The organism is Aureliella helgolandensis, from assembly GCF_007752135.1.
Lineage (GTDB): Bacteria > Planctomycetota > Planctomycetia > Pirellulales > Pirellulaceae > Aureliella > Aureliella helgolandensis.
Genome location: NZ_CP036298.1, coordinates 1,478,932 through 1,500,528, shown reverse-complemented (window position 1 = coordinate 1,500,528; position 21,597 = coordinate 1,478,932). Strand labels below are relative to the sequence as shown.

Below are 21,597 nucleotides of genomic sequence, written 5' to 3'. Positions count from 1 at the left end.
GCTCTGCTTGCCGGGCGGCAGTTTGAATGCTCCATCTGCGACGCCTTCGCACGATTGGGAGAATTCCGATCCGTTGAGTCTCGGTCCGTGGCCTGACGTATCCTATTCCCTCCACCGTTCGAACGATTTCTCAGTCTTGTCATTTCCCCATTCCGCATAGCGACGAAAAGATGGTTGGTTTAGACGACATTGTGGTAACTGGGCTGGGTTGCGTATCTCCGCTCGGCATCGGCCGCAGCGCATTCGAGAGCGGATTGCTCGAACAGCGATGTGCGATCAAGCAGCTCCTCCAATTGACCGACGCGCAGCGCACGACCGTATACGGTGCCCGCATTGAGGATTTTGTCGCCAAGCAATTCGTCACGCCTCGGAAAGCGTTGAAAGTCATGAGCCGGGAGGTGCAAACCGCCTATGCTGCGGCCCATCTTGCGTGGGAGGACGCGGGGCTTTCCGAATTCACTCCAGATCCCGACCGACTGGGAGTCATTTACGGCTCGGAAATGATTCCGGGCGATGTGCAAGACTTGGTATCAGCCGCACGTGCTAGTGGGGATGTCGATCCCGTCAAGTTTTCGACTTGGGGTGAGATCTTCCCACGCGAGGTCTTCCCACTGTGGATGCTCAAGAACCTGCCCAACATGCCAGCCTGTCATGTCGGCATCGCCATCGATGCGCGGGGGCCGAACAACACCATCGCTCAAGAGGAGGTCAGCGGGCTCCTGGCACTCTCCGAAGCAACGCATATTATTGCGCGTGGAGCGGCCGATTTGATGGTCGTTGGCGGCATGGGCTCGCGTGTTTCCGACACGCGACTCTCCTTTCGAGCACATCAGCTGTACGACCAGCATCCGTTTGATGCCTCGGAACCGGTCGACGCGCCCCACTGCATGCCGTTTGACCTGCGGCGTCGCGGCATTGCCGCCGCTGAGGGTTCGGCGGCCATCGTGCTGGAACGGCGCAGTCACGCCGTACGTCGTGGCGCAGAGATCCTGGCCGAGGTTTGCAGCGTGAGCGGGCGGTGCGGACGGCCCACCCAGCGCTTCAGCGGTAGTCGCGAGGCCATCGCTTCCGCGGCGCGGGCCGCCATGCAAGAAGCAGATATTTCACCAACCCAGCTCGCCCACGTCTCCGCGCAAGGCTACTCGGAACAAACGCTGGACCGCGAGGAGGCGGCCGCCATTGCAAACATTGCTCCCGAAGTTCCGGTTACCGCCTTCTCCAGTTATTTTGGGACAGCCGGTGCCGCCTGCGGTCTGCTGGAGTTGATTGCAAGCATCCTGGCAGTTCGAAACCGCAAGACGCTGCCCACGCTGGGCTTTGCCGTGCCAGACCCGGCCTGTCCCGTCGCGGTGGCCGATAGCGAGCAGACAACCGACAAAAACTATATATTAAAGCTGAGTTTCACGCCCGTCGGTCAAGCCTCAGCAGCGATAGTCAAGTGTCTGAATTAGAGTTCCTCAAACCGGTCATTGATGAAACCGACGTTTGCCCCTACCTCCCCGAGCAGATAGCTCGGATGCCGTTGAGCATCTCCAATCGCAGGCTGAATCCCCAGGATCTCGACACTCTACTAGCGCATGGCTACCGGCGCACCGGCTGGTTTTTCTATCGTACTCAGTGCCCCAATTGTGCCGCTTGCGAACCCATGCGACTGGAGGTTGAGCATTTTCAAACCACTCGCTCGCAGCGACGCGCCGAGAAGATGGGGGACACCTATCTGGAGACGCGCATCGGTCCACCTCAACTCGATGCGCAGCGGATACGCATGTTCGACGCACACCGGGTTGGCCGACATTTGACCAGCAGCAAGACTCCATCGACCGCCTCAGACTATCGCTCCTTCCTGCTGAATTCCCATTTTGAGATTTTGGAAATCAGCTTATGGCTCGATGAAGTCCTGATAGGGATCTCCATCACGGATGTCGGCGATAGCAGCCTGTCTGCAGTTTATTGCTTTTTTGATCCAGCCTATGCACGCTACAGCCTCGGCACGTACGCCATTCTGAAGCAAATTGAGTTAGCCCGAGCCACCGATCGCCGCTGGCTGTACCTGGGGCTTTACGTTGCGGACAATGAGCATCTCAGGTACAAGGCCAAGTTTGCCCCGCACGAGCGTCGCATCGCAAACCAGTGGCAGGCTAGCTAGCAGCCCGCGAGATCGCTAGCACCGGAATCCCCAGCTCGGCCTAACTGCCCTGGTGCTCGACCAGCGATCTTTGGTAGTTGGGAGATGTGCTCGAGAGCGACATCCACCTGAGGCCACCACTTGCCGCGTGCACTGCACGCAAGACTCCGAGCACAGCGGGTACTAACCGAAACACGCTGCGGGCCTATCGCACTGTCGATTTCAGCCTGGCCGTGGGCCTATCGCTCCGCGGCCAATCGGGCTGTCTGCCCCTCAGCCGCTGAGCAAGGAGGCCAGGTCGATGTCTACCGATCTTTTGTTACCGCTACTACGCGGTATCGTCTTTCCGCTACTGGTCTCAACTTCCGGTCACGCCCCCTATTCGCGAGGTGAACTCCGGGAGCGGGTCGACTTGATCGAATTAAACCACCGCTACGATGACCTGGGGCGCCATGCTTATGACCAGGTCATTTTTTATGAATGGTCCCCCGATTTCTGCAGATTCCATGTGATTGCATGGTGCTTGATTGAAAACGATGAAAGCCGGCTGCCCACGCAGCTTGCGGGAAGCCGCGATCATGTCGTGCGGTGGTACGATCGCGATGAAAAGATACAGCGAGAGATTCGCGCCTCACTCTTCCGCGAGACATGGAGTAAGACGGATCCCGAACGCGCCAATAAGAAGCTGCTCGATGAAAAACACCGAGTCAGCCTAATGCGTTTACCGCAGCGCATCCGCCGCTAGCCAGTGCAGTATTCGAGTCGTCTATCGCACATCCTGCCAACGCCGTGATTTCCCCTCGCTGCGCGGCAATGAATTCATGGCAACACACTGCACCGGGATCCTCAAGCCCAGCCGAATTGTCAACAATTTTTCAATCCGTTCGCGGACCTCATGATCCGCTTCAATTTCGAGTGCTAGCTGGTCCAAGTGCCCAGCCCGCTTTACGAGGACTCGATACTCTGCGATTTCAGTTTCCTCGCGGACGATGGCATCCACACTGCTGGGGAAGATATTCACGCCACGGATGGTCACCATATCATCGACGCGGCCGACCACGCCCTCCTCCAGCCAGAGAAAACGGCAAGGGCCTGCAGCGGGGCGAGTGGGGCGAACCACGTCGCCGGTCCGATAGCGAATCACTGGCGCCCCCCATCGTCCGAGCGATGTGATCAGTAGTTCATGGAGATTGCTCTGCGAATTCCCTGGCTCGTTAGCCAGTGGCAACAATTCGGCAATAAAACTGGTTTCGATCAAATGCACCCCGGGACGTTGGGGCCAGCCGAATCCCCAGGGCCCAATCTCAGTCGCCCCACTATGGTCAACCACCTGAGCGTTCCAGAGCGATTCGATCTTGGCGCGGACCGCTGGCACACTGCCGCCCGCTTCCCCAGCCACAATGATGCGGTCGACCGCCAGCGATTGCAGGTCGACTTTCTCCGCCTTAGCAACTTCTCCCAAATGCAAAGCGTAGGAGGGGGTGCAAAGGACCACGGTAGCCGCCGACTGCCGCAGAAACTCAAGCCGCGCCAGCGAGGACAAGCCACCGCCGGGAATCACGGTCGCACCACGATCCACGCACGCCTGATGCGCGCTCCAAAATCCGATGAAGGGACCGAAAGAAAAAGCCAAGAAGACACGGTCCTCTGGCGTTACGTGAGCGGCTTGGAGCACATGTTGCCAAGTATCAGACCACCATTGCCAATCCGCCGCCGTATCGAGAATCATGAGAGGGCTGCCCGTGGTGCCACTGGTGCGGTGAAGACGCGAATAGGCCGAGCGGGCATAGGTGTGGTGAGCACTCAATTCCCCGGGGCTCTCCTGCGAGCTCTTGACCAACTCCGATTTTTCGGTCAGTGGCAGATCCGAGAGCTGGTCAAGACTCTGCAGCTGGAGTGATTCGCCAGCGAACTTGCGGCGATAGAATTCATTGGCAGGCAAAATCTCACGCAATTGGGCATTGAAGCGGTCTAGTTGCCATTGCTTAAGGCGCGTTTCATCCCATCCCCAAGAGTCGGCAATGGCGGCTTGAGAGGAGGGGAAAGTCCTAACTGCGGGGTGGGGTTCGCTACTCACAACCGATTTTCTACTCTCGAAGAAGTATTGGTAAATTTCGATACTCTGGCACCGCCTAGCGGTTATACAATAGGCGGTAACACGCTAGGCAGCGGTAGAGCGGGTAATCCTCATTGGGGCATGTCACGCCTGACGGCTCCCCTTTTCTGATTTTGCGTTCCCCGCGGATTCGATTCCCTACCTTCAAAGGACCTCAAAGCATGACCAGTCGAAGTACTCGAACTGTCCAGGATGTACTGGCGGCCACACCGCATACCATGCTCAGCCCGTTTTCGCGACGAAGCTTTACGCGGTATGCCGCCTTGGGAGCAGCCTTGCTGACGACCCGCGGCGCCTTCGCTGAAGAGCTCACCGGTACGCCGGGCATGACCGAGGGCCCATTCTACCCGGACAAATTGCCCTTAGATACCGACAACGACCTCTTGTTGGTCAATGACTCCATCAACGTCGGGGTGGGGGAGATCACCCATTTATCGGGACGGATCCTCAGCCCCAGTGGCGAGCCGGTGCGGGGTGCCTTTGTCGAGATCTGGCAGTGCGACAACCACGGCTCGTACTTGCATTCCAAGAGCAGCAACCGCGAAAAATACGATTCCAATTTCCAAGGCTACGGACGCTTTCTAACCGATTCCAAGGGCAGGTATTACTTCCGCACGATCAAACCAGTTCCCTATCCGGGGCGAACTCCGCATATTCACTTTGCAGTCAATCAAAACGGGGAGCGGTTGCTCACCACCCAAATGCTGATCAAGGGAAATGCGCAGAACGAGCGCGACGGAGTATTCCGCCAGATCAAGGAGCCCAAGCTGCGCGAGTTGGTGATGGCCGACTTTACACCGTTGGCAGATTCCAAGATTGGCGAATTGGTTGCCAATTTTGACCTGATATTGGGGAAGACACCCCATGAAGATGAGGACGGCAAGATCCGGGGAGGGCTCGCCAGACCACGGCGCGGCTAGGCCACGCCTCCCACAGTTTGCCCAATAGGTACAACCGGCCTTGAGCTGCCAAAATCTTTTAACAACCCGCGTCAGGGTGTTAAAAGAACTTTCAAGGCCCTTTCTGAACTCCTAGACTGCTTTGCACACGGTAGGACTAGCTTTTCCCCGAAAAGGTGGGCTGGTTGTAGTGGTTTTCGCGGTTATCCCTGTCAAACTAACCAGGCAAGATAAATGCGTAAACAACCGCCGGCACGCCACTTAGGGCAAAACTAAGTGACCTGCAGCGCAATGGAACAATTTTCATTTTTCCTAAAGCTATGCAGGTCATTCACTTCTGCCACATTTGGGTTCCCGCTCACGTGAACTAGATTTGATTGTCGGCAACTGTGAAGCGACAATAGGCGACAGCGGCCGTCAGTGGGCTTGTTAGGCAAGCGAGCCACCGTGCTGGCCGCAAGCTGCGAATCCTTTAGTTCGCAGCACCAATGCATGGATGCAGAAAACGTAAAACCGAGTTCCATCCCGACCAATCGGCGGATACTGCAAACTATGACACAACGCAAATTCTTCTCAATTCTGTGTAGCCTGGCAACAATGTCGGTCCCCTCGTGGGCGGCAGCTCAGTCGTGTTGTGGACCAGCTTATTCTGTTCAAACTCAAACGGTGATGGAATCCCACGAAGAGACTCGCCACCGAGTTGTGTACAGGGATGAGCTGCAAGAGCGAGAAATTGTGACGCAACGACCGGTGCTTCGCGAACGGATGGAAACGCGCACCCGCACCGTCAAAAAACCTATCGTCGAAACAAGTACCATCGAAGAGCGTTACACGGTGATGCGGCCGGTGACCAAACGCGAATGGGTCGACCAGAGCTACAACGAAACCACGTACGTCACCGAAACGGCGGAGCGGGAAGAGGTGTACACGACCTACAAGCCAGTCGTCGAAACGCACTACCAAACCCAGAACTACGTCGTGCAACGCCCGGTTGTCGAGACTCAATACCAAACGCAACAGTACACGACCTACCAACCGGTCACGACCTACGAAAATACGGTGGTCGACCAAGGCCAGTATGTTGCGCAGCAGTATGTGCAGCCAGGCGACACACGCTACGGCCTGAAGTGGATGCAGGGTGGCTACAACACCTCCCCCAACGGTGTCTCCGGGTATCGCCGTGGCGGCCTGGGATGGGTCCCTTACACATCTCCCAGCTCCTCATACTCGCAACTGCAATACCAGCCGAATCCCGTGCAGGTGGCGATCCCCAGAACGACCTTGATGCCTCAGGTCCAGCAGACACAAGTACCAGTGCAAATCACCCGCATGCAAAGCGAGACGGTGCAACAACAAGTTCCGGTGAGCACGACGCGCATGGAGGCGGTTCAAGAGGTTCGCAAAGTACCGTACACGACGCAACGGCCCGTAGTTCGCCGCGTCGAGAAAATGGTCCCGGTGGACCGCACTGAGATGGTCGCTCAAGAAATGATTCGCCCCAAGACGGTTCAACGCACCAGTTACAAGCTGGAAACGGTCGAGGAGCAAGTCCCCGTCAAATACTACGAGACTCAATCGGTAACGAATAAAGTGCAGGTCCGAGTCAGGGTGCCTCACTGGGAAGCCTATAAAGTCACCGTGACGACCCCTCGCACGATTCGCACTCCGGTTGTCCTCAGCTATGTTGACCCCTATGCGGTGCCACTGAGTATGGGGAACAGCGCTTGGATGCCTGCGACCAGCTCGCCGTCTGAAGTCGTGCTGGGCTACGGTCCGGCGCGTGAAGCAGATGCCGCCGATGCGTCCACAACGCCTCCAAGCCCATCCGAAACTTCGGGAAATGCGGTCAAGAAACTGGAGCTGAAAGAGCGCGAGCCCGAAGGAGAGGCAGAGGAAAAATCGTCCGATCCCGCTGATCAGGCACCAACGCTCAACACTCGCAATAACGCGGAAGAACTCGAGCTGGATCCCTCGACTGGAATCTAGCGTTAGCGTTCGAGCCAGCCAAAGCGCACCCGCTTAAGCGCCCTTGGGTCGGCAGGGTCATCTCCGTGCGACAGGTTGTTGCTTACGCTGCACTTCCAGCCTCACCGTGATGGCGTCATTCGCATGCACCACCTGCTTGCTTGCTTAGCTCGCGCGGCGAGTGCTGCAGCCACAGCTTGGCAAGCAAGCTTGGTGCGGTTGTCGCTAGCTTAGCGGACGATCGTGACCTGAGAACCCTGCGTCAAGATATCGTACACGTCGGCCGCATCGAGCGGTGCTAGGCTGATACAGCCAGCATCATTCAAATCAGCACTCGGTGCTTCTGCGGTACCATGAATACACATTTCGTGCCCCAGGTTGAGCCAGTATCCGCCGTAGGGATTGCGGCGATCTTCAGCCGTCAAAATTGTGCCACCGCGACCGTAGTAAACTCGATCTTTGCGGCGGTCAACCACCTCGAATGTTCCCGCGGAGGGAACTGGATCTTTTCCAAGGGCCACCGGAAAGCGTCCGGCATACATCTCGCCGAGAAACACGGTAAGCTCTCCCCGTACCAAGCTAAGCTGGGCGCGAAACGGTCCGGGAATCACCTTGAGTTCCGAGCCGGAAGCTAAAGTCTTGGAATTGCCGATCTGGTTGATCTTCGCCAGCAGTTCCGGTGCGATCTGATATTTCGCAGCAACGGATTCGATCGTCTCTTTGGATTCCACCACATAGGCGCTGGTCAGTAGATGTCGACTGGAGTAGATCACCTCTCGCGACAGTGCATCCAGAATATCGACGAGATCGGTATGTTCGGTGTGCGTGAGTTCGGGGCTGTTGTAGTACGGGCTGAGTTGCTTCAGGGCTGCCGCCAGCTTACCATCCCGTGCCTTGCGCAGAGCTTCATCGCGAGCTTGCACAAACGGCAAGGTAGGCAGCGCTGGCTCTGCACTAGAAGGGGCGTCCGCGTCCTCTTCGAGCAGCGGAAGCTGCCACGACTGGTCTGCAGAACTGTTGGTTGCGTGCACGTCGGTCTTGGAACTAACCACTTGCGCCGGAGGCTTGACATTGCCAGTCCCCACGCGAACGGCCATTCCATCGGGGCCTTGAAACGCATCCGTCTGTGGCGCGGCTAGCGCACCGGTTCCCGCCTCTTTTTCCGCAGGGACATCAGCCAGCGCCGCGGGAGGAAAGCTTGGAAAGGTAGGGGGTGGAGCGGCAGAGTCACGCTTGGCCTGTATCGGAGTCTCGTTATCCACTGTAGGAGCCGAGGCCCCCGCATCTCCTGCCGCGACTTGCCCATCCTTGTCGAACTTGGGCAACGCCAAAGCGAGGTCCTCGTCGGGGAACTTGGCGGCAGCCTGAGCGGCATTACTGGCAGGGGAGAAGCTAGGCAAGTTGTTCGACTTGCTGACCGGAAGCTGTTTGAGAGTCGCCGAGGAATCGGCTGGCGCAAACTCGATGTCGAGCATGTCACCGAGCCCTTCGGCATCAGCCGCCCATTGCCGCAGCTCTTCTGGCAATTCTGGCTCTGGCGCATTGAGTGCCACAAAGGCCCCATAGCACACAGCCATTAAGAGGGCGACCACAACTCCCGTTTTGATCGTCTGCACAACGGTCCTCCTTGCCAATCAACGCGCAACTGAATATTTGAAAGCCATCCTGGCCTCTGCACTACCACAACACAATAGCGCCAATCAAGAGGACGCTAAGTGTTGATACTAGCTTTGCAGTTCGACAAGTACCAGATCAATCTGCTGAAGAAAACAGCAATCGGTGGGAGGTGCTGTGGATTCTTAAACTACTGCTGCGCGGCGGGTGTTCCACTCCCCAGCTGAGCGAGGACCTGCAAAACGCCATTAAGATGGGCTAAACGGGGCCCAAAGCGATCGACAAATTCGTTGAGCATGAAATCCCCCTCGACCAAATGCTCCGAACAGTCTTCGATCTCTTCGGTCAAATTCTCGAGAAATTCGGTTTGCACACGCGACAGAGTTTCTGCAGCCCGGCGGCATGAATTGGCGAGTTTGGGATTGGCATCCTTCCACTGCTGCAATTCGGCCGTGCGTTGCTTTTGGGTATTCACGGTTGCTTGGACGAGTTGCTCCAGCAATTGATTTTGCCGTTGTTGAGCAATGACCATTTGATGCAAGAGTGCGACGGTCGCTTCAGTTGCATTGCTAGCATTCACTGCACCAGCAGCAGCGCGAGGCTCGGCTGAAACATCGATACTAAACATTGGCGAAAAGGGAGAAGGATCGTTTCCCACGGGCGGAACTCCATGCGTTTGAGCACTGTTTTTGTATCTCCACAGTATAGTCACCTCAGAACTAGAGTCGAGCAAGTGGCGACTGGGAATGTGGTGAATCGCGGCAATTTGGCTAATTGCAATGTTTACTCGCTACGAGCATTAAAGTCGCTACAAACGGTCTTCCGACATTGGTGATAGACAAGTCCCATTTTCACCGGAAGAGCTTCGACAGTATGACAGCAACGCTAGGCTTCCTCTCAGTACTCCACCATGCAGACCATGGCTACTTTGGCGGCTACCTAATCGTCAATCGTGCCGCCCGTCCCCTGGAATTCCATTGCACGATGCCCGTGAAGCCCAGTCGTGCTCAGGAGTTGCTGTACGGTCCTACGGTCGATGACTTCGTGTGCGGAGAACAGATCGCCAAGGCGCTGACGGGCAAGGCGAAATTAAAGCCGGACCTAGTGCTGACAGACAGCAGCGCAGTGCTAGCAATGGCAATGGTGAGCGATCTTCCCGTCGCGCAGTTGGAAGGAATCGCAGCTCAAACTCAGGGGGAACGCGCCACCTGCGAGCATCTCCGCCTACCTCAGTCGGCAGCGGCAGCCCTCCGCCGGATTACCGCTCAGGAATACCGCTTTGCGATTCCAGAAGATTCGCCCATGGATGTGCCTCGGATGGAAGAACTGCTTTCGGGACTCGCTTCGAATTTCGAGCTCTCAGAACCCTTCTATCGCGTTTCAGAAGCTCTGCTGGAGGCACATCCCGTAGCTAAGGCTGCGTAGTAGGCGGGTAGCGACAGACACCTCCCGTGGGTGCAGTCCCCCCCCCCCGCAAATCATTCGCCCGTAATTCATTGGATCGCTTGAAAGCATGGCATTGCGTGACTCAGAGTCCGACGTTGAGACCGTTTCCAACGCCGCTGCCCCCACCCCGGGTGAGTGGGCAGGGGTGACCTTCTCTAACGCAGTTACGTTGACCAGCCTGCCGTCGATTGGGTGCTATGCGACGGGTTGGCAGAATGGGTTGGACAGGCTTCCGGTCGAGCATGCACCGCCGGTAGCCACCGAAGAGCTAGCCGTTCAAGTAGTTCCCATTCGTTTGCAATCGCGTCTTCCCAAGACGGTCGGCTTTGAGTTTCCCGAATCGGCGAGTCTCCTGCCCGCCTTGGAACCACCGGCTGCCAAGAAGGCAACGCCACCGACCGACGAGGAGTCGACCGATGCGGAGTCGGCCAATGCGGAGTCCGTCGGGGCGAAACCACCCAAGAAAAAGCAGACGCGGATCAAACCTCCAGCCGATCTCGTGAAGCTCGAGGATCGACTCTACTTTGTCCTGCAGCCCCCCCTGGAGACGCTGGTCGCCTCGTCGAAGCTTGAGTTCCCGTTTCCACCGTTCCCCTACCAGATGGATGGCGTAGCCTTTCTATTTCCTCGCGAGTTAGCCATCTTGGCTGACGAAATGGGGCTGGGAAAGACCATGCAGGCCATCACGGCGATTCGCATGCTGTTGCTGGCGCGTCAACTGCGCAATGTCCTGCTGATCTGCCCGAAGCCCCTCGTCTCCAATTGGGTTCGTGAATTCAGCACCTGGGCACCGGAGATTCCAGTCACGGTGATCGAAGGGGATTCCAACAAACGGAATTGGATTTGGAAACAACACAATGCACCCGTTCGAATTGCCAATTACGAACTACTGATGCGTGACCAGCATATCCTGGATGATCCGGACACTCAGTTCGATCTCGTCATGCTGGATGAGGCGCAACGGATCAAGAACAAGAACAGCACGACGGCTCAAATCGTCCGCGCCCTCCCCAGGACGCGTTCCTGGGCATTGACCGGGACTCCGATTGAGAATTCGGTGGACGATTTGATCAACATTTTTGAATTCCTCTCGCCAGGCTACCTGCGCGACGACATGCACCTGAAGAGCATCAGCAAGGCGACGCGTGATTACATTCTCCGTCGCACCAAAGACAAAGTCCTGACGGACATGCCTCCCAAAATGTTTCGTGATGGCCAGCTCGATTTGACGCCGGCGCAGCTCGATAGCTATCGCACCGCGGAGGACGACGGCGTCGTCCAGCTCTCGGACATGGGAGAGACGCTGACGATCCAGCACGTCTTTGAACTCGTACTGCGACTGAAACAAATTTGCAATTTCGATCCAGCCACTGGCTCCAGCGCGAAACTGGAGCGTTTGGAGGCGGATATGGAAGAGATTGCCGCCAGCGGTCGTAAGGCCATCGTCTTTAGCCAGTGGGTGGAGACTCTCGATCGGATTGCAGGCCCGCTGGAACGGTTTGGCCCGATGCAGTACCACGGTCGGGTGCCGCATCGCCAGCGCGAATCGGTCATTCAGCAGTTCAAAGAGGACCCCTCCAAACACGTCATTTTGATGAGCTACGGTGCGGGGAGTGTCGGTCTAAATCTCCAATTCTGCGAATATGTCTTCCTCTTTGATCGCTGGTGGAATCCGGCGATTGAGGATCAAGCGATCAACCGGGCGCACCGCATTGGTGCTGCTGGCCCGGTCACGGTAACCCGCATGATGGCGGCAGACACCATCGAAATGCGGATCCATGACGTTTTAGAAGAGAAACGGGCCCTGTTTAACGCGTTGTTTGCGGATACCGACGCCCCCAGGCAAACGGGCCTCAGCCAACAGGAGATCTTCGGGCTCTTCAATCTATCGATTCCTAAAGCCAAGAAATTTGCAGCTTAGAAATCGCACTCGCGGGGCTCCTACTGTTCGATTCTACGGAGTGGACGTATACTTCGCGGTTTGATTTTGGGCTCACACTCTGGGCGGATCAGCGAGGAACCAAACAGTGGCAGACGCTTCCAAGGCAGTGCAAAACGACGTTTCCAGTGACGATAGCGCGAGTCTCTCCGAGGAGAGAATCCTGGTTCTCGACTTCGGCTCCCAGTATGCGCAGCTAATCGCCCGCCGAGTGCGCGAACAAAACGTGTTTTGCGAAATCATTCGGCACGATCTCGACGCCGACGCCATTGCCAGAAAAAAACCAGCTGGAATCATCCTCTCCGGAGGTCCCTCGAGCGTCTACGCTGAGGGAGCTCCCAAATGCGATCCCGCCTTGTTCAAGCTGGGGATTCCAGTCCTCGGCATTTGCTATGGCATGCAATTGGCCTGCAATTCCTTGGGCAGCCAAGTAGGACATTGCGAGGCACGCGAGTACGGCAGGGCAGCCTTGAAGATCTCGCAGCCAACGGGCCTGCTGGCAGGCTTGCCTGCAGAGATGGACGTGTGGATGAGCCACGGCGATCAAGTCAACCAAGTCTCAGAGGACTTCGTGTCCCTGGCGGCGACTGGCACTTGTCCCTTTGCGGCCGTCCAGCACCAGACCTTGCCGGTGTTTGGCCTCCAATTTCACCCCGAGGTCACGCATACGCCTCTGGGGGCTACGATCCTCCACAACTTCCTGTACACGGTCTGTGGATGCGAGGGACGCTGGCACCTGGCCGATTTTGCCAAATTGACCATTGAGCGACTGCGGGAAGAGATCGGCGACCATCGCGTGATCTGCGGCCTCTCCGGTGGTGTCGACAGCGCTGTCACAGCGGCCCTTCTGTACAAGGCCATCGGTTCCCAGCTCAGTTGCATTCTCGTCGACAATGGGTTGCTGCGGAAGGATGAACAGGCGGCAGTTCTGTCCGAGTTCACCAACCACTTCAAAGCCGATTTGCATATTGTCGATGCAGAGGATCGCTTCCTAGAGACACTGGCTGGAATTACCGAACCTCAGGAGAAACGCAAGCGGATCGGCTATCTCTTCATCGACTGCTTCAAGGAGGAAGCCACCAAGATTTCGGGCGCCAAGTATTTGGCACAAGGCACACTTTATCCCGATGTGATTGAAAGCGGAGCGGCGCCCGACGGACCGGCGGCCACCATCAAACTGCACCACAATGTGGGCGGGCTCCCCGAACAACTGGGATTTGAATTGGTCGAACCACTCCGCGATCTCTTCAAAGACGAGGTACGCAAACTCGGTATCGAACTGGGCTTGCCAGAACAACTGGTTTGGCGACACCCCTTTCCTGGCCCTGGACTAGCCGTCCGTTGCCTAGGAGAGGTGACCCGCGACAAGCTGGAAGTCCTACGGGAAGCCGATCATATCGTCGTCAGCGAAATCAAAGCCGCTGGGCTCTACCGCCAAACGTCTCAAGCCTTTGTGGTATTGCTTCCGGTCCAGAGCGTCGGCGTGATGGGTGATGCCCGCACTTACGAAAACGCAGTGGCCATTCGATCGGTGAATACCGACGATTTCATGACCGCTGATTGGAGCCACTTGCCCTACGATCTGTTGGCGAGAATGAGCAATCGCATCATCAACGAAGTCCGAGGCGTGAACCGCGTCTGCTATGACATCAGCAGCAAGCCGCCAGCCACCATTGAATGGGAATAAGACCATGACTCCACGAACCGCCACACTACTGGCCGGAATCCCAGCCGAGAATCCCAGCCTTTTTCATCGCGTGCGGTTCTCCGTTGGTGACCCAGCGGCTTGGCTAGCGCTCAACATTGAGGGCCAGCAGAGCTCTTGGTTTATCGTCCGCGACATCGAAGCGGCGCGGGCTCGTGAATCGGTGCAAGTGGACCATGTAGGCAGCCCGGCAGATTTTGCGCCCGCGTCGGGTTTATCCGGAGACCGCGCTACAGCAACAGCCCAGGCAGTCGCAGAGTTTTTGCGGCAGCGGCAAGTTTCGGTCGTCACAACCGACCGCACACTTCCCTACATCTACGCGTGGCATATTCAACAAGCTGGAATTACTGTCGAGTACGCCCCGGAATTAGGGGTCACGGAGCGGCGAACCAAGGACGCTCAAGAGCTGGAATGGCTGGCGGCTGCCCAGCAAGCGACCGAAGCGACCATGCTGATGGCTCTGCAGACCGTAGCGAGGGCCACTGCCAAGGCCGATGGCCACCTCCAGCACGCCGGAGAGCCACTGACCAGCGAACGTCTGCGAAGCATGATCAGTGCAGACCTACTGAACCGAGGTTACTCAACTCCGCACGGCTCCATTGTCGCCAGCCTCCCAGATTCCGCTGACTGCCACGCCCGCGGTAGCGGTGTTCTGAAAACGGGCCAATCGGTCATTGTCGATATTTTTCCGCAGAGCAACACGACCCACTATTGCGGTGATTGTACGCGGACGGTGGTTCACGGAACTCCTGCAGATGGCTTGCTGGCCATGAATGCCGCCGTGGTAGAGGCCAAGACAGCCGCGATTGCGGCAGCCACCGTTGGGGCAACCGCCGATGCAGTTCACAGTGCGACCAAAGAGACCCTCGCTCAACACGGCTTTCGATTCGCGCGAGGAGAGATCAGCGACGATCCAGTTATGCCTCACGGTACCGGCCACGGCATTGGACTAGAGATTCACGAGCCTATTCTGCTGGATGACAACGGTGGTACGCTGTTGGAAAACGAAGTGCTCACGATCGAACCGGGCTTGTATAGTCGCCGACTGGGTGGCATGCGCGTCGAGGACATGATCGTCACTCAGGCTGGCGGCCCCCCTCTGAACTTCAATCAACTGCCGATGGGGCTCAACTGGGCGTAGCCAGAGCTGGCGGATTTTCCGGCCTCAGAGCGGAGGACGGGCAAACAACGCGACGGCACCTTTTTCCGCAGTCCTACAACCGGCCTAGCAGGCACAAAGCCCCCGTTTTCAAATTCTGTTGTGACTGCTGCAAGCGGTTGTCGATAGTCCTAATGGGACTGCACGATCGGTCGCCAGCGGTCCAGTCTCTGCTGGCACCGTGCTGCACGCCACTGGCGAACGTGGAAGTTGCACCGCTTCCGTCTATTGGCATGTGCCAGTCCCTGAACCCGATCCCTGCTATTTCAGCGCATTTCGACGAAGGAGAGACACCGTGGAGTTTGATCGTAACCGCTACTTCATGATTGGAATGCTGTTGTTCATGCTGGGCATTCAGTTCCGAATGGTGGAATCCTTTGTCCTCAACGAGACCAGCACTCGAGCCCTCGCGAAATTTGCGCAGGACACGCAGATCGCTGCTCAGGATTTGGGAACCAACATCTACTTGGCCGCTCATCCCTCGCCTAAGAAATCGGTGGAACCACCGCATTGGTTTGGTTGGGCCTTGCTGACCGCTGGCGGTGTGATCAGCCTTCATGCCCTGGCACTGCCGAAACAGAATTCTTGATCCGGAACCCTTCACTCACGCCCCATTGTTGGATGACAGATGCGAGTTTAGCCCCTCACCCGCCTTCCAATACGTGGGTATTTCCTACCTGCGTTAAGAGGCATGTCACCATCGCTGCCCGATCCGTTGACGCCCCATGCCCCCTCGAAGCCTCGCCCACTGGATGCGTCCTGCCGCTATCCTTGCAGGAATAACTCTTTGCAGTTTCCCCACCTTCAATACGGGAATGCGCCCCTCCCTAATTTTGGCAGCCGACCCGAGACCGGCGTCCCAATCGACCGCCGCCGAGGATACTCCCCTCCTGCGCGAGGGAAGTCTGGTGGTCAAAAGAAAAGCTCTCTGCAGCATTGTCGGTGAGCGGCTGCAATTGCGTTTTGAAGATCCGGAACGAACACTACTCGCGCTCGAAAACCTAGCGGCCCAGCGCATCATGCAATTCCTACTACAGGACGATAGCGACAACCGCTGGCTGGTAGATGGAACGATCACGGTCTACCGAGACCGCAATTTCCTGCTGCTCAATCACATCACGCGCGACAGCCACTGAGCCCATTGCGGGAATTCCGGCATTCCCCCACCGCAACGATTGCAAGGGTCGCTCGACTCAACGCTCGACTCAACGCTCGGGGGGTCGCGCAGGCTGGCCAGCGGAGTGGAAGCGGGTTTCGGCAAGCCGCCTGCGCAGGCTACTCTAAAAAAAGTTTCTGGCTTTCTTTTCGTGGAGTGACCAAACGTGTCCCGCCCCTCGCGATACTTGGATCTAGTGCTTACGCGATCGACGCTTGCTTGGAAAAAGGACTTTTACGATGATCGAACGACTCATTCGAACTGCGATGCAAAATTCAGACGATTTGGTAGTGAGCTTGGAATACACCGATTCCAAGGGGAATAAGACGGTACGCGTGGTCAGCCCCATTCGATTCACGAAGTCGGGAGCTTTCCTGGGACTCTGCCTTTGTCGCTGCGAACCGCGTCAGTTCCAGTTCGACCGCTGCACCAAACTGGAGCTGAAGAAAGCCGCCGATTACGTGATGCCAGTCCCCATGGTTGCCGCCTAGCGGGCCCCTTCCGTGCGACCTTCCGGCGCGGCCTGCCGTGCGGGACTTCCAACACCAAGTTCCTACGCACCGTCGTCCCATGAACTCAGACTAGGAGGCGAGGCACTAGCAACTGCCCGAGTGATTCCTGGGCAGGATCCCCGTCTGCGAAATTACTTCTCCTCGCTCGAGCGCTTCCATGAACGCGGCCCTGGGGCGGCGGCTGTGCGCATTGCAATTCGGAAAGCAGAGATGAGGCTCGATTCGGTCGGTGCACTGCAAGAAGTCCGCCAACTGCTCAAATCCCCGCGTCTCCAGCTGATCAAGATTCTCGATATTGAGCAGGCAATTTGGACGCCCGGAAAAATAGTTGGCTACATTCTCCTGATAGCGCCAGTAGGCAGCTTGGTACGCACCGGCTGCAAAATCTCGCTGTCCAAACGTCCATCCTCGGAAGCTGAGCATGTCCTGGATGAACTGACGCTCTTCGCGCGAGGCCGTGTGAGCCTGCTTGAGGAGTTGCAGCCCAATGAATTGCCGCTCCACCGACTGCAACCAGCGTTGGATCTCTTGATCCCGCCGAACATTGATGAACAGGCTGCCCGGATACTCATGATCAAGCCGCTGCAGGACGTCCATGCAGCAGATTGGATAATCGACCAACCCATCGCATTCGTCGAGGATATCCAACCGATCGTCCCCGGCAGAGAGCTGTTCATGCATCCGTCGCAATCGCCGCGGGTTATTGTGCTCCAGGGAGGATTCTCCATAGATTCGTCCCAGGTGAGCCGTTTTGATGCCCAGTACCCCTAGGGCATCAGACATGGAAACCGTAGCGCAACGAGGTAGAGCGATCACAAAAATCTTGTTGTAGGTTCTCATTGCCCATTCCCCAGGGTTCCGACGGTCCATTCAAGAGTAATCAGCGATTGGACTCGACAATTAGTCTGTGGATGACACCCTAGTTTGGCCATGGGAATGATCTGAGGCAATAAGCGCATGGCATAATAACGGCAGGCTGGCTGCAAATGAGGACCGGTCCCGCGAGATGTTACGAATTGGGCAGCTGCCCCCAAAAGCAACCACTGAGCCAGCTAGCAAGGTTGAAAGCGTGCCGCGACGGCACTAGCAGCAACCCCCGAAGAGCTGCTGCCGACAGTCCTATTCCGGGGGCGATTCTGGCAACTAGCTGGAGTTGCAATGCTAGCGCTCCCTCCAGAATTGGGCATTCGGATTGCATGAGGTGGAGGCACGAGCCCAGCCCAGTGCTAGGCCGACCCGAAATTTGAATTTGGACCAACCGCTAGAATCCCTGCTGGTTGCCGAGCATTGCCCCGCAGTCGTACAATAGCGGCGACAGACCGCACCTTCGCCCTGCCTCATCACTCCCCTGCTGCACTGGAGCCCCATCATGGCCACTGCCTCTGCGACTGCCGCTTTGCCCAAGATTCGTCACACCGAATGTTTCATCGGTGGCAAATGGCTTGCTGCGGCGAGCGGCAAGACCTTCCCCACCATCAATCCGGCCACGGAGGAGACTCTAGCAGACGTGGCTGAAGGAGATGCGGCCGACATTGACCTGGCGGTCGAGGCGGCGCGTGAAGCATTTGAGAACGGTCCCTGGGGACGCATGGACGCGCGCGACCGGGGACGGCTCATGTACCGGTTGGCCGACCTGATCGAAGGAGAAATTGACGAGCTAGCGGCCTTGGAGAGTTTGGACAATGGCAAGCCGTATAACGATGCTCGGACGGCAGACATTCCTTTGGCCGTCGATTGCTTGCGTTACTACGCTGGATTTGCAGACAAGATCCACGGTTCGACCATTCCTATCCGAGGCAATTACTTCACCTACACTCGCAAGGAGCCGGTGGGGGTCGTAGGGCAAATTATCCCCTGGAACTTTCCCATGTTGATGACCGCATGGAAGTGGGGACCGGCGTTGGCCGCTGGTTGTACTCTGATCATGAAACCCGCCGAGCAGACGCCGTTGACCTGCCTGCGGATGGCACAGTTGGCCCAGGACGCGGGGATTCCTGATGGGGTCATCAACGTTGTCCCCGGGTATGGCCCCACCGCCGGAGGCGCAATTGTGAAGCATCCTGGAATCGACAAGGTGGCTTTCACGGGAGAACACCGCACTGCCCAACTAATCATGCAGAACGCCTCCCAGTCCCTGAAGCGATTGACCTTTGAGCTGGGAGGAAAAAGCCCCAATGTGGTCGCCGCCGATGCCGACTTGGATGCCGCCGCGGCAGGTACTCACTTCGGACTATTTTTCAATCAAGGGCAGTGCTGCTGTGCTGGCAGCCGCGTGTTTGTCGACGAGCGAGTGCATGACGAATTTGTGGGCAAACTTAAGGAGTTAGCTGCCAATCGCAAGCTGGGTAGCCCGCTCGCCCACGACACCGAACAGGGACCGCAAGTCGACGAGGCGCAGTTCAACAAGATCATGTCCTACATCGATCAAGGAAATCGTGAAGGCGCCAACTGCATCGTGGGCGGCAAGCGGTTTGGCGACATTGGCTATTTCGTCGAGCCGACTATTTTCGAAGGTGTCACCGACTCGATGGCGATTGCCCAAGACGAAATTTTTGGACCGGTCATGAGCGTGCTCAAATACAAGGATTGGGACGAGATGATCCAGCGCGCCAACGCCACCTGCTTCGGACTGGCCGCCGCCATCTGGACGCGAGACATTACTCAGGCGCATGAATACGCGCGACGGGTACGGGCGGGTACGGTTTGGGTCAATTGTTACGACGTATTCGATGCAGCCGCCCCGTTTGGTGGCTTCAAGATGTCCGGCCATGGTCGTGAGCTGGGTGAAGACGGCTTGCGTCCTTATACGGAAACCAAGACGGTGACCATTAAACTCGATTGACGATGAAGCGGTTGCCACCTCTCGCGCAACCCCCGCAGGAACACCTTTAGAAAGACATTGCATTGCATCGGTTACCATTACCATGGCCCTCCTCCTCCCGGCCCCACTTCAGGGCGAAATCGCCAGTCTCTAGCGTTGCGCAATGGTCCACCACGGCGCAATGGATGGTGCTGCTTCTACTGGGAGTCGTCGGGGGAATTCGACTGACTTCCCCGTCTTGGGCCGCTGAGCGTCCGAACATTCTGATCGCCATTGCAGACGATTGGTCGTTTGGCCATGCCGGAGCCTACGGATGCGATTGGGTCCAAACTCCCAATTTTGATCGCATCGCTCGCGAGGGCTTATTGTTCCAGAACGCCTATACGCCCAATGCGAAATGCGCCCCCTCGCGAGCGACTCTTTTGACGGGACGCTACTCGTGGCAGCTCGAGGAAGCGGGCAACCACATGTGCATCTTCCCGTCTAAATTTGGTGGCTTCATGGAACGCTTGGCCATGGACGGTTACACCGCCGGCTATACCGGCAAGGGCTGGGGGCCTGGCATTGCCGAAGACACTGACGGCAAGCCGCGTGCCATCACCGGCAAGAACTATTCCAAACGGCACGCCAAACCGATCGCCCAAGGAATTTCCAACAACGACTATGCGGCCAACTTCCAAGACTTCCTGCAGGAGACTCCCGAGAATACTCCATGGGTCTTTTGGTACGGTACAACCGAACCACACCGCGGCTACGAGTATAAGTCTGGGGTCCGGCTCGGCAAGCAACTCGAAGATATCGATCGCGTTCCCGCTTACTGGCCAGACACAGAAACGGTGCGCCATGACATGCTCGATTACGCGATCGAAGTAGAGCACTACGACTCGCACCTAGGCAAAATCCTGCAAGCTCTCGAAGCTTCGGGGCAGCTCGACAACACGCTAATCATCGCCACCAGTGACCATGGAATGCCTTTCCCACGCGTCAAGGGACAAGCCTACGAGGCTTCCAATCACATACCGTTGGCCATCCGTTGGCCAGCAGGAATTGAGACCGCCGGACGACGCGTTACGGAGTTTGTAAACTTTACGGATCTGGCTCCCACAATCCTGCAAACCGCTGGCGTTTCGCAGCCTGGGCCTAGCATGCAACCGCTTTCTGGTCACAGCCTCTTTGACATCTTTGAGGCATCCACCTCACCAGAAGAGGTCCCCGAATATCGCAATTACGTTTTGGTTGGCAAAGAACGCCATGATATCGGGCGCCCCAATGGAGTGGGCTATCCGATTCGTGGGATTCGCCACGGCGACTGGCTACTTCTCAAAAACTACGAGCCGACTCGGTGGCCAGGCGGCAACCCAGAAACGGGCTACCTTAATTGCGATGGAAGCCCGACCAAGTCATTGGTCTTGAATCTTCGCCGCAGCGGTACGGAACTCCAATTTTGGGAATATTGCTTTGGCAAACATCCCGACACCGAGCTGTACAACGTGGCTACCGATCCGGATTGCATTCGCAATTTGGCCAGCGATTCCGAGTACTCTGCGACCGCTGTGGAGCTGGAGCAACAGATGGTGACCGAACTGACGGCCCAGGGAGACCCACGGATGTCAGGCCAAGGAGGAATCTTTGATGCTTACCCGTACTCAGGTCAGGACACAGACCACTTTTACGAAAGGTACATGGCTGGAGAGAAGGTCAAAGCGGGCTGGGTTCACCCCAGTGATTTCGAACCCGCACCGTTGGATCCTCCGTTGCTGCCGTAGTACTTGGCCACTTCGATGAATTCAGCCCAGCGCGGCGTCTACCAAGAATGCGGGATCTCCTCCACGGGCATCAATGCTAAAGTTCCGGCGCAGGCTGGGACTCGCAGACACTTCACGGGAATTGCTCGGCTCCTACCATGGATCGGTTAGCCGGTAGCACCCCAGTCCGCCAGCCCGCAGTGCGGATTTGGCGGAGTCTGAACCGATCAAGCAACCGCCAGTCCCCACCCGCAAGGGCTGGTTTTGAGGGTATTTTCGTTGGTAATGGCTGGTGGAACTTTGACATCGCTGCGCACAGTGCTTACCATGAACGGAATCCTTCGCTATGTGAACTGCAGGTGAAGCTCCCGCCCCTACCTCCTACCCCCTCCAAC

At 57.1% G+C, this 21,597-nt stretch carries 18 protein-coding genes; 14 read left to right on the top strand and 4 right to left on the bottom strand.

Annotated features, from left to right (window positions below; all coding sequences use genetic code 11):
• Positions 1–170 precede the first annotated feature (170 nt).
• The 3 genes from Q31a_RS05300 to Q31a_RS05290 all read left to right on the top strand — a co-directional run bounded on the left by Q31a_RS05300 (position 171) and on the right by Q31a_RS05290 (position 2,870).
• On the top strand, positions 171–1,451 hold the full coding sequence (locus Q31a_RS05300) for a beta-ketoacyl-[acyl-carrier-protein] synthase family protein (protein WP_145075061.1): 1,281 nt from the start codon (positions 171–173) through the stop codon (positions 1,449–1,451).
• Positions 1,439–2,146: an arginyltransferase gene (locus tag Q31a_RS05295; RefSeq protein ID WP_197356241.1), complete on the top strand. Its 708-nt coding sequence runs from the start codon at positions 1,439–1,441 to the stop codon at positions 2,144–2,146. Before Q31a_RS05300 ends, Q31a_RS05295 begins: the two co-directional genes overlap by 13 nt.
• Positions 2,147–2,426: 280 nt before the next feature.
• The gene (locus Q31a_RS05290; protein WP_145075055.1) at positions 2,427–2,870 is read left to right on the top strand and encodes a hypothetical protein; all 444 of its coding nucleotides are present in this window, start codon (positions 2,427–2,429) and stop codon (positions 2,868–2,870) included.
• A 21-nt stretch (positions 2,871–2,891) separates the two neighbouring features.
• On the opposite strand, the gene Q31a_RS05285 is transcribed toward Q31a_RS05290, so the two are convergent.
• The gene (locus Q31a_RS05285; protein WP_231691077.1) at positions 2,892–4,202 is read right to left on the bottom strand and encodes a phenylacetate--CoA ligase family protein; all 1,311 of its coding nucleotides are present in this window, start codon (positions 4,200–4,202) and stop codon (positions 2,892–2,894) included.
• A gap of 200 nt (positions 4,203–4,402) precedes the next feature.
• On the opposite strand from Q31a_RS05285, the gene Q31a_RS05280 reads away from it, so the two are divergent.
• Positions 4,403–5,161 (top strand): protocatechuate 3,4-dioxygenase, encoded by a 759-nt coding sequence (locus Q31a_RS05280; protein WP_315851648.1) that lies wholly within the window; start codon positions 4,403–4,405, stop codon positions 5,159–5,161.
• A 531-nt stretch (positions 5,162–5,692) separates the two neighbouring features.
• Entirely contained in the window at positions 5,693–7,126 is a 1,434-nt protein-coding gene (locus Q31a_RS05275) for a hypothetical protein (protein WP_197356239.1), read from the top strand.
• 209 nt (positions 7,127–7,335) lie between these two features.
• On the opposite strand, the gene Q31a_RS05270 is transcribed toward Q31a_RS05275, so the two are convergent.
• Positions 7,336–8,721 (bottom strand): L,D-transpeptidase family protein, encoded by a 1,386-nt coding sequence (locus Q31a_RS05270; RefSeq protein WP_145075048.1) that lies wholly within the window; start codon positions 8,719–8,721, stop codon positions 7,336–7,338.
• A gap of 188 nt (positions 8,722–8,909) precedes the next feature.
• Positions 8,910–9,377, bottom strand: coding sequence for a hypothetical protein (locus Q31a_RS05265; RefSeq protein WP_145075045.1), 468 nt, complete (start codon positions 9,375–9,377; stop codon positions 8,910–8,912).
• A 215-nt stretch (positions 9,378–9,592) separates the two neighbouring features.
• Between Q31a_RS05265 and Q31a_RS05260 the strand changes: the two genes are divergently transcribed.
• The 7 genes from Q31a_RS05260 (at position 9,593) to Q31a_RS05230 (ending at position 16,615) form a co-directional block, all read left to right on the top strand.
• Positions 9,593–10,144, top strand: coding sequence for a hypothetical protein (locus Q31a_RS05260; RefSeq protein ID WP_145075042.1), 552 nt, complete (start codon positions 9,593–9,595; stop codon positions 10,142–10,144).
• 88 nt (positions 10,145–10,232) lie between these two features.
• A complete protein-coding gene (locus Q31a_RS05255) occupies positions 10,233–12,086 on the top strand; it encodes a DEAD/DEAH box helicase (RefSeq protein ID WP_145075039.1) in 1,854 nt (617 codons plus the stop codon).
• Positions 12,087–12,192: 106 nt separating this feature from the next.
• Positions 12,193–13,791, top strand: coding sequence for a glutamine-hydrolyzing GMP synthase (gene guaA, locus Q31a_RS05250; protein WP_145075036.1), 1,599 nt, complete (start codon positions 12,193–12,195; stop codon positions 13,789–13,791).
• Positions 13,792–13,795: 4 nt separating this feature from the next.
• The gene (locus Q31a_RS05245) at positions 13,796–14,950 is read left to right on the top strand and encodes a M24 family metallopeptidase (protein ID WP_145075033.1); all 1,155 of its coding nucleotides are present in this window, start codon (positions 13,796–13,798) and stop codon (positions 14,948–14,950) included.
• Positions 14,951–15,263: 313 nt separating this feature from the next.
• Positions 15,264–15,557, top strand: a complete 294-nt coding sequence (locus tag Q31a_RS05240) for a hypothetical protein (protein ID WP_145075030.1) — start codon at positions 15,264–15,266, stop codon at positions 15,555–15,557.
• A 226-nt stretch (positions 15,558–15,783) separates the two neighbouring features.
• Positions 15,784–16,104 (top strand): hypothetical protein, encoded by a 321-nt coding sequence (locus tag Q31a_RS05235; RefSeq protein WP_145075027.1) that lies wholly within the window; start codon positions 15,784–15,786, stop codon positions 16,102–16,104.
• A gap of 259 nt (positions 16,105–16,363) precedes the next feature.
• The gene (locus tag Q31a_RS05230) at positions 16,364–16,615 is read left to right on the top strand and encodes a hypothetical protein (RefSeq protein ID WP_231691076.1); all 252 of its coding nucleotides are present in this window, start codon (positions 16,364–16,366) and stop codon (positions 16,613–16,615) included.
• Between the two features lie 105 nt (positions 16,616–16,720).
• Here the strand turns inward: Q31a_RS05230 and Q31a_RS05225 are convergent, their stop codons facing one another.
• The gene (locus Q31a_RS05225; RefSeq protein WP_145075024.1) at positions 16,721–17,476 is read right to left on the bottom strand and encodes a sulfotransferase; all 756 of its coding nucleotides are present in this window, start codon (positions 17,474–17,476) and stop codon (positions 16,721–16,723) included.
• Between the two features lie 529 nt (positions 17,477–18,005).
• Here Q31a_RS05225 and Q31a_RS05220 point away from each other — a divergent pair.
• Both Q31a_RS05220 and Q31a_RS05215 read left to right on the top strand, forming a co-directional pair.
• On the top strand, positions 18,006–19,478 hold the full coding sequence (locus Q31a_RS05220) for an aldehyde dehydrogenase family protein (RefSeq protein ID WP_145075021.1): 1,473 nt from the start codon (positions 18,006–18,008) through the stop codon (positions 19,476–19,478).
• Between the two features lie 164 nt (positions 19,479–19,642).
• Complete coding sequence (locus Q31a_RS05215) at positions 19,643–21,223, top strand: sulfatase family protein (RefSeq protein WP_145075019.1); 1,581 nt, start codon at positions 19,643–19,645, stop codon at positions 21,221–21,223.
• Positions 21,224–21,597: the final 374 nt, after the last annotated feature.